The sequence below is a fragment of the Frankia sp. CeRuru1 genome (genome assembly GCF_977966315.1).
In genome coordinates this window covers 1-7,621 of record NZ_CDWWEW010000249.1, presented here as the reverse complement: position 1 = coordinate 7,621, position 7,621 = coordinate 1, and the positions used below count along the sequence as shown (strand labels likewise).

Annotated in this window: 8 protein-coding genes; 4 read left to right on the top strand and 4 right to left on the bottom strand. The window is 67.4% G+C overall.

From position 1 onward, the window contains the following. Positions 1-536 precede the first annotated feature (536 nt). The 3 genes from AC08OP_RS16865 (at position 537) to AC08OP_RS16855 (ending at position 3,353) form a co-directional block, all read left to right on the top strand. Entirely contained in the window at positions 537-1,577 is a 1,041-nt protein-coding gene (locus AC08OP_RS16865) for a PEP/pyruvate-binding domain-containing protein (protein ID WP_476615072.1), read from the top strand. A gap of 301 nt (positions 1,578-1,878) precedes the next feature. After that, positions 1,879-2,964, top strand: a complete 1,086-nt coding sequence (locus AC08OP_RS16860; protein WP_476615071.1) for a PEP-utilizing enzyme — start codon at positions 1,879-1,881, stop codon at positions 2,962-2,964. A gap of 260 nt (positions 2,965-3,224) precedes the next feature. Further along, on the top strand, positions 3,225-3,353 hold the full coding sequence (locus AC08OP_RS16855) for a hypothetical protein (RefSeq protein WP_476615070.1): 129 nt from the start codon (positions 3,225-3,227) through the stop codon (positions 3,351-3,353). Positions 3,354-3,539: 186 nt separating this feature from the next. On the opposite strand, the gene AC08OP_RS16850 is transcribed toward AC08OP_RS16855, so the two are convergent. Further along, positions 3,540-4,637 carry an aromatic ring-hydroxylating oxygenase subunit alpha gene (locus AC08OP_RS16850; protein ID WP_476615069.1) on the bottom strand — a complete coding sequence of 366 codons (1,098 nt, stop codon included), beginning with the start codon at positions 4,635-4,637 and terminating at the stop codon, positions 3,540-3,542. 343 nt (positions 4,638-4,980) lie between these two features. Then, positions 4,981-5,913 (bottom strand): hypothetical protein, encoded by a 933-nt coding sequence (locus AC08OP_RS16845; protein WP_476615068.1) that lies wholly within the window; start codon positions 5,911-5,913, stop codon positions 4,981-4,983. 264 nt (positions 5,914-6,177) lie between these two features. Here AC08OP_RS16845 and AC08OP_RS16840 point away from each other — a divergent pair, with 264 nt between their 5' ends. After that, positions 6,178-6,441 carry an SDR family NAD(P)-dependent oxidoreductase gene (locus AC08OP_RS16840; protein WP_476615067.1) on the top strand — a complete coding sequence of 88 codons (264 nt, stop codon included), beginning with the start codon at positions 6,178-6,180 and terminating at the stop codon, positions 6,439-6,441. On the opposite strand, the gene AC08OP_RS16835 is transcribed toward AC08OP_RS16840, so the two are convergent. Both AC08OP_RS16835 and AC08OP_RS16830 read right to left on the bottom strand, forming a co-directional pair. Further along, a complete protein-coding gene (locus tag AC08OP_RS16835; RefSeq protein ID WP_476615066.1) occupies positions 6,345-7,376 on the bottom strand; it encodes a 2-oxoglutarate and iron-dependent oxygenase domain-containing protein in 1,032 nt (343 codons plus the stop codon). The two genes, AC08OP_RS16840 and AC08OP_RS16835, sit on opposite strands and share 97 nt — an antisense overlap. 31 nt (positions 7,377-7,407) lie before the next feature. Then, positions 7,408-7,621: hypothetical protein (locus tag AC08OP_RS16830; protein ID WP_476615065.1), on the bottom strand; the 214-nt coding region annotated here is incomplete at its 5' end.

The window sequence follows — 7,621 nt, the reverse complement described above, 5'->3', positions numbered from 1 at the left end:
TCGACCCATCCGCGTGCGGGAGTCATCGCAGGTCACGGGTCTACGCGGGCGGAACGGAATCTTCGCAGCGATACCCACGTCGCGCTCGACGGCCACGGTGAGCCGGCGACGGCGTAGGCTAATGCGGCTTGGGGTGGGGCGTAATCGCAGTCGCGGTTGCGTCGCGATCAATCGCTACATTTTTGTCACGATGTAGTGAACCGCGCACCGATCTCCGCCTGAAGCCATTCAAGGTGTCGTGCGTCGGCACACGAAGGGGCTGCGGACGCTTTGACTTCAACGGCGGCGATCGCCTGGAGATATCTGCGAAGCCGATCCCGGGTCGCGCTGCAGAATCGTCGGCCGGACCAGGAACGGGCGAAGACCTGGGGGCACGACGTGCGTGTGTTGTTGTCAACCTATGGGGGGCGCGGTGACGAGGGAAGGCAACGAGAGATGAGGACGTGCCCAACACGAGGCTCGACAGAGCTGGAGGTGCCGGTGATTCGATCGGCCGGTGCCGTGCGAGAGAGCACGGCTGCCCCGGAGGTATCGCGATGAGCGAGCAGTACGTGTTGGGTCTTCAAGAGGTTGACGAGATGCAGGTCGCGGTCGTTGGCGGCAAGGGTGCGCACCTGGGGGCGCTGTCGCGGATCGAAGGCATCCGCGTGCCGGCTGGCTTTTGCGTGACGACGGACGCCTTCCGGCGGATCATGGCGGAAGTGCCGTCGATCGAGGGTCGGCTCGAGCAGCTGTCGCGCCTGAAGCCGGACGACCGGGAGGCGATCCGCACGCTCAGCGCGGAGATTCGCCGGACCATCGAAGGGATCGCCATCCCGGGCGATCTCGCGGCGGCGATTACCCGCGCGCTCGCCCAGCTCGGCGGGCAAGCCGCGTACGCCGTCCGGTCCAGTGCGACGGCAGAGGACCTGCCGACGGCCTCCTTCGCCGGCCAGCAGGACACGTACCTGAACGTCGTGGGGCCGGCGGCGATCCTCCGGCACGTCAGCCGGTGCTGGGCCTCGCTGTTCACCGAGCGGGCCGTGACCTACCGCCAGCGCAACGGCGTTGACCACCGTACGGTCCACATGGCGGTGGTCGTGCAGCAGCTGGTCTTCCCTCATGCGGCTGGCGTCCTGTTCACAGCCGACCCCGTCACGTCCAACCGGAAGGTCGCCTCCGTGGAGGCCAGCTTTGGCCTCGGTGAGGCCCTGGTCTCCGGCCTGGTGAACCCGGACGTCTTCAAGGTGCGCGACGGCGAGGTCGTCGCCGAGGCGGTCGGCGCCAAGCAGCGTGCGGTTCACGCCTCGCCGGCGGGCGGGACGCAGGAACAGGCGATCGACCTAGAGCGGCAGGAGCAGCCGGCGCTGACGGCTGCGCAGGTCGTGCGGCTCGTGCAGCTCGGCCGGCGGATCGAAGCGCACTTCGGCCGCCCCCAGGACATCGAATGGTGCCTGGTCGACGACGGCTTCCAGATCGTCCAGAGCCGGCCGATCACCACGCTGTTCCCCATCCCCGAGTCCGGCGACCGGGAGAACCACGTCTATGTCTCCGTCGGCCATCACACGTCTATGTCTCCGTCGGCCATCAGCAGATGATGACCGACCCCATGAAGCCCCTGGGGCTCTCCTTCCTTCTGGCAGATGACGACCCCCGCGCCCATGGCCGAGGCCGGCGGCCGCCTGTTCGTCGACGTCACCCAGAGGCTGGTCTCGCCGACGAGCCGCGCCGGCTTCCTGGAGCTCATGGGGAAATCCGATCCGCTGACCGGGGACGCGCTGCAGACCATCCTCGAGCGCGACGGCTTCATCCGGCCGCTGCCTGACGAGGGTCCCCCCCGGGCCACTGTCCGGCGGCGCGCCAGCCCCGATCGAGACCGATCCGGCCATCGTCACCGAGTTGATCGGGCGCAGCGAGGCCTCCATCGCCGCCTCGGAACGCGACATCCGGACGAAGTCGGGAGTGGCGCTGCTCGACGTCGCTGACGTGATCCGCCCACATCCGGGCGTGGTGGCGTTTCTGCAGCACGTCGAGGACGAGGGTTTCCTGGACGCGCTGCCCAAGCTCGCGGGCGGGTGGGAAGCGCGAGACGCCGTCGAGGCCTGGCTCGACAAGTACGGCATGCGCTGCGTCGGCGAGATCGACATCACGCGGCCGCGTTGGCGTGAACGCCCCTCCACGCTCGTGCCCATGATCCTCGGCAACATCAAGAACTTCGAGCTGGGCGAGAGCCGACGACGCTTCGAGCAAGGCCGGCAGAAGGCCTGGAAGAAGGAGCAGGAGCTGCTGGAGCGCTTGCGGGCCCTGCCGGACGGGGAGCGCAAGGCCGACGAGACGAAGCGGATGATCGACCGGGTCCGGACCTTCATCGGGTACCGGGAGTATCCGAAGTACGGCATGATCAGCCGCTACTTCGTGTACAAGCAGGCCTTGTTGGAAGAAGCCGAGCGCCTCGTACAGGCCCACGTACTTCGTGAGAAGGAGGACATCTTCTACCTCACGTTCCAGGAGCTCCACGACGTCGTGCGCACGAACCGCGTGGATGACCGGCTCATCGGCCGGCGCAAGGACGCGTTCAGGTCGTATCAAGCGCTCACGCCGCCCCGGGTGCTCACGTCGGATGGCGAAGTCATCGCCGGGGCGTACCGACGCGACGATTTGCCGGCCGGCGCGCTGAGCGGCCTACCGGTCTCCGCCGGGACCATCGAAGGGCGGGCCCGCGTCATCCTGGACATGGCACGGGCCGATCTCGAACCGGGCGACATCCTCGTCACGGCCCACACGGACCCCAGCTGGACGCCCCTCTTTGTCGCCATCGCGGGCTTGGTGACGGAGGTCGGAGGATTAATGACTCACGGCGCGGTGATCGCACGGGAGTACGGATTGCCGGCCGTCGTCGGTGTGGTAGATGCCACCCGACTGATCCCCGATGGGCAGCGGATCCGCGTGCACGGCACCGACAGGTACGTCGAGATTCTACCCTGACTGATCACACCGAGAACACCCATCCGTGGCTTCCGACCAAAACAACGCTAAACGCTAAGAAGTTAATCTTTCTGGGTTAGGATTCGGAATGAAATAACTTGTTCACTTCGGAGTCCTCGCGAGCCCGTGACCTGCGAAGACGCATATTGGCCTGCATTAATTACTTCATTACGAATTCTTACGCGGATGTGGGCGCGTCCTCGGCGGCGAGGCGCTCGCAACGTCGCTTCCCCCACTCGCCCAGCGGGCGGAGGGCCTCGTTGAGGGACGTGCCGTGCTCGGTGAGGGACAAGGACGAGGGCGCCGGGATCGTCCTCCAGCGCGGCCTCCAGCTCCTCGACGAGCGTGAGGGACAGGTGATTGGCCGGGTCGCCCTTGGCCTTCCGTAAGCGCGGAGTCTTCATCACCTCCGGCACGCTGGAGCTAGCGTGACAGCCGGACTCGGCCGAGCTGAGATCAGATCGTTGCTGGAGGAACTGGACGCCGAAGACGACGTCCCGGCCTCAAATTCGAACGGATCCACGGGCCCCGGCCCACCCGCGCCGGGGCCGGCGCGGGGCCCGTCCGGACCGGCGCTACCCGCCGAATGCAGCAAGTGCCTCGTCGATGACCGCATGACGATGGTGCAGCCCCGGCTCGTTGCGCCCGAAGACGAGCTCAGGCCGCACCCCCAACGCCATGTTCTTCTGGATGTCGATCGCCATGCGGTAGTCCTCGTCGCGCACCGTGGCGTGCGCGTACTCGAAGATCTCGTCCGCGGCGGTTCGCGTCGCCTCGTCCGTGAGATCCATCGGCGACGCGTTCTGGTGGTAGGTGATCGAATGACCCGGCCCACTCCCGGGATAGACCCGGAACACCTCGCCGTTGGCGACGGTGACCGAAAGGACGATGTTGGGGAACAATGCGTAGATCACCACGAGGTTGTGCAGTGGTTCCCATTCTTCCTCGGGCTTGTCCGCGAGGTCCGTGATGTGCCGCATCGGGAAGACCAGCCGATGGTGCGGGCCGAAGGAGTCGAACAGCGCGCAGTTGCTCTTGGTGATCAGCGCGAACGTGTCCCGGTGCACCGTGGCGAAGTGATAGTTCTCGGCGAACGTGTCAAGCGCGAACTTCCAGTTGATCGGGAAGTCGAGCACCTTCTCGCCCACCGAAGCCCAGCTACCGATGTCCCAGGACGCGAGTTCCGGGCCGAGCTCTCCCAGGTGGGCGTCGATGTCCAGGGGACCGCTGTCCGGCTGGAGACCGACCCACAGGAATCCGGAATGCTCCGCGGCGGGCAGTTGCGTGAGGCGGGGCTTCCCGGCCATCGTCGAGGGGAAACCTTCACGGCCGGGTCCGCCGACGAAGTCACCCTGGGCGTCATATACCCAGGCGTGATACGGGCAGACGAACCGTTCGGCCACGCCACAGCCCTCCGCGACCGGCGCCTGGCGATGGGCGCAGACGTTCTGGAAAGCCCTGACCGTGCCGTCCTCGCCCCGGGTCAGAAGCACGGGAACGCCCATGACGGTCTTCGTGCAGTAGCTTCCGGGTGCCGGCAGCTCAGAGCGGTAGCCGACAAGCTGCGGAGAGCGCAGGACAAGCTCGCGCTCGCGCTCGAAGCGTTCCTGGCCCGTGTACGCCAGGGCTGGCTGGCGGCGCTCAGCGGGCACCATGTCGGTCGTCTTGTCCATCGCGATTTTGAGCGCCCGTCGAGTGAGATCGATGAGCTCGTGGCGGTCGATCTGAGGCCTCCTTGATGCGGCAGTCCTGATACGGCGGTTACGTCATGCCAAGAGCACCGAAGTATCGGCACAAGATCGCATATGACGTAGTAGCGAAATCGTATGTGCCCTCGGCCAAACGCCGTTGAGCCGGCATCGTCGAATTCTCAATAGGAGCGACGGTGTCACTCTATGTGCAACACCGACAATAATCCCGGGTGGATGGGTGCGCTATGTCATAGCTATACGACCCTGCGTAGACGACACCCGAACGGATGGTCAGGGCGAGCCGATGGTCAGGGCGAGCCGATGGTCAGGGCGTGCAGGTGCTGCCGGGCTGACCGAAACCCGGCCGGGAGAGGTCGAGGTCGATCCTGTTGTCCGGGCCGAGGACGCGCGTGCGTTCCAGGACGCATTCCCGATGCGTCACGGTGTCGGTGACGGTGATGCGCTGAGGGCCGGCGTAGAGCGCTCCGCTACTCCAGTCGGACGACCCGGTGCTGGTGCGAACGGCGAAGGAGGAGATCGGGTAGCCGGTGGAGGAACGGGCGTGGCCACCGAAGATGACGATCCGCACCCGGCCCGGTGCCGGCGGCCGGCCGCGGTCGGTCAGTTGCCCGCTGATCCGAGCGGTCCCGGGGTCGCCGAGGGCGGTGAGGGCGATGCGGCCGATGGCGACGGAGTACGTCCAGCCGTGTGCCCAATGGTCGAACCGGTCGATGTAGAAACGCGAATGGACAACCTCGGCGTCATGCGCCTGATCCGGGTAGAACTCGAACGACAGGCCGGCGGTGCGCGCTCCCCAGTCGGTCCGCAGCAGACCACCCCGGACCAGGTCGGGCTGGGTGTTGCTCATGAAGTAGCCGGCCGGGAAAAGCAGGCCTCCGCCGGGAGGGAAACGGGAGTAGGTGGTGTAACTTCCCCGCTCCTGGCAGGCGTTGACGAAGGCGTCGCCCGTACGGGTCCGCGGGTCGTAGTTCTGGCAGGGAAGGTACGGTCGGCTGGTCGACCCGAGCACCAGGTCCACACCGACCGCACCGCCGATCGATGTCGGGCCTCCGTTACGATCCGTGAACCCCTCGAAGGGAACCGCGACGCCCTCGCCGCGGGTGGGACCGCCGGCCGCCCTGACCGGCGACGATGTCGCCATGGAAAGTAAAATGATTACGACCGCGAGCAGGAAAGCTCTCCTCCCCTCACGCGTCCTCGCGCTCCAGACCCGGGTACGAGCCAGCCCGCGGATCATGTCGACGTCCTCTCGCCTGGGGAGCCTCTGCCATCAAGCCGATGACACACGCAGGGAGGGGGCGCGCCGGCGGTGCTTTCCATAACCGACACGCAGTCGTTGCGAAACCGCAAGGAGAATGTCCGCTCGTGCTCAGCCTCCTGGAGCCCCCTCGTTCCCGTCTCCGGGCCGCGACTACGGCACGCGGCTACGGTACCTGGGGAACCGATCAGATGACACGCATGGGATGAGAGGGATAGAATAGCCGGCTGGATTCCGACGGTAGTGGTGACGGGTGCGGGACGGGGAATCGGCGCGGCGATCGCCACCGATCTCGCCCGGCGCGGATATCACGTGGTCGTGAACTACCGGCGGGATGCCGCGGCCGCCGCGGCCGTCGTCGCCGGCATCCAGCGGGACGGCGGCCAGCGGAGGTCAGCGGCCGATCCAGGTCAGGGGCCGGCGGAGGTCTCGGCGAGCTCCGCGACGAACGGACGGCCCTCCCGCCACGCGGCCACCTGCTCGGGCCGGCCGAAGACCTTCAGGTAGTTCTCGACGTTGGTCTCGTCGATCTCGCCCAGCACGACGGGTTCGAAGTCGGTGCCGTCCTCCCCGACGAAGGCCGGCAGCGGTTCCAGCACAGTGTCCAGACTCGGATAGTAGAAGATCCCGGTCGACTGCCGGGTCGCGCTGCCGCCGGCCACGACCCGGTGCCGGCCGGCCGGCAGCAGACCGTTGGTCCAGCGGGTGAGGATCGTTCCGGAGAGCACCTGCAACGCCCCGGGCACGACGGGCACCGGGATCCAGGTGCCGTCGGGCTGTTGCGCCTGGAGCCCGGAGTACTCGCCGTGCTGGTGCAGGACGGTCACCGCCGAGCCGTCGGCGTGCTCCAGCAGGAGAAGCTTCTCCTCCTCGGAGGCCGTGTCCGGGTAGGTCCAGGTCGGGTAGTCGTTGACGAGCAGGTTGAGGTGGTACGGCTCGTCCTGCGGGAAACTGCCGGCGGGTAGTCCGAGCAGCCGCTCGTACAGGCCGAGCACCCGCCGGGCCAGCGCCGCGGCCGCCTCGGCGTAGGCGACGGTGACCCCGCGCAGGTCGGGGTCCTGCGGCGGCCAGACGTTGGCGTGTTGGTAGAGCCCGAGCCACCGCTTCGACACGCCCGCCGCGGCAGCGTCGGCCGGGTTGTCGAACTGGCCCACGGAGTACCGTTCGATTTCCAGGCGGCCGAAGTCGTCAGGCCACTGCCGCCAGCCCCGGAAGGGGTGTCCGGTGGGACTGGCCAGCTTCGCCTTCTCCGCCCGCGGCAGACGCAGGATCCGCTCGACCCGACGCTGGAAGTCCTCGATCAGCTCCAGCGGAACGCCGTGGTTGACAATCTGGATCAGGCCGATCCGCTCGGCCGCCGCGCGCACGCGCCGCAGCAGGTCCGCGGGCGCGTCCTCGGCGAGGGCCACTTCCAGGTCGATGACGGGAATCTCGTCGGTCATGGCAGGGGGGTCCTCTCCGGTTTCTCCGACATCAGACATTCTCCTTCTCCGCCATCGCCCCGGTGCCCACCGCCGGCAGTGGCGGGAGCACAGGCAGATCAGCGGCGTCGAGATGGCAGTGCACGGTGTGGGATGCCGTCGTGGCGGCCCCGTCGAGCAGTCGGACGGGAGGGACAACGGAGTCGCAGAGCCCCTCCACCCGGCTGGGGCAACTCCCGGCGAAGCCGCAGCCCACGGCCGCGGGG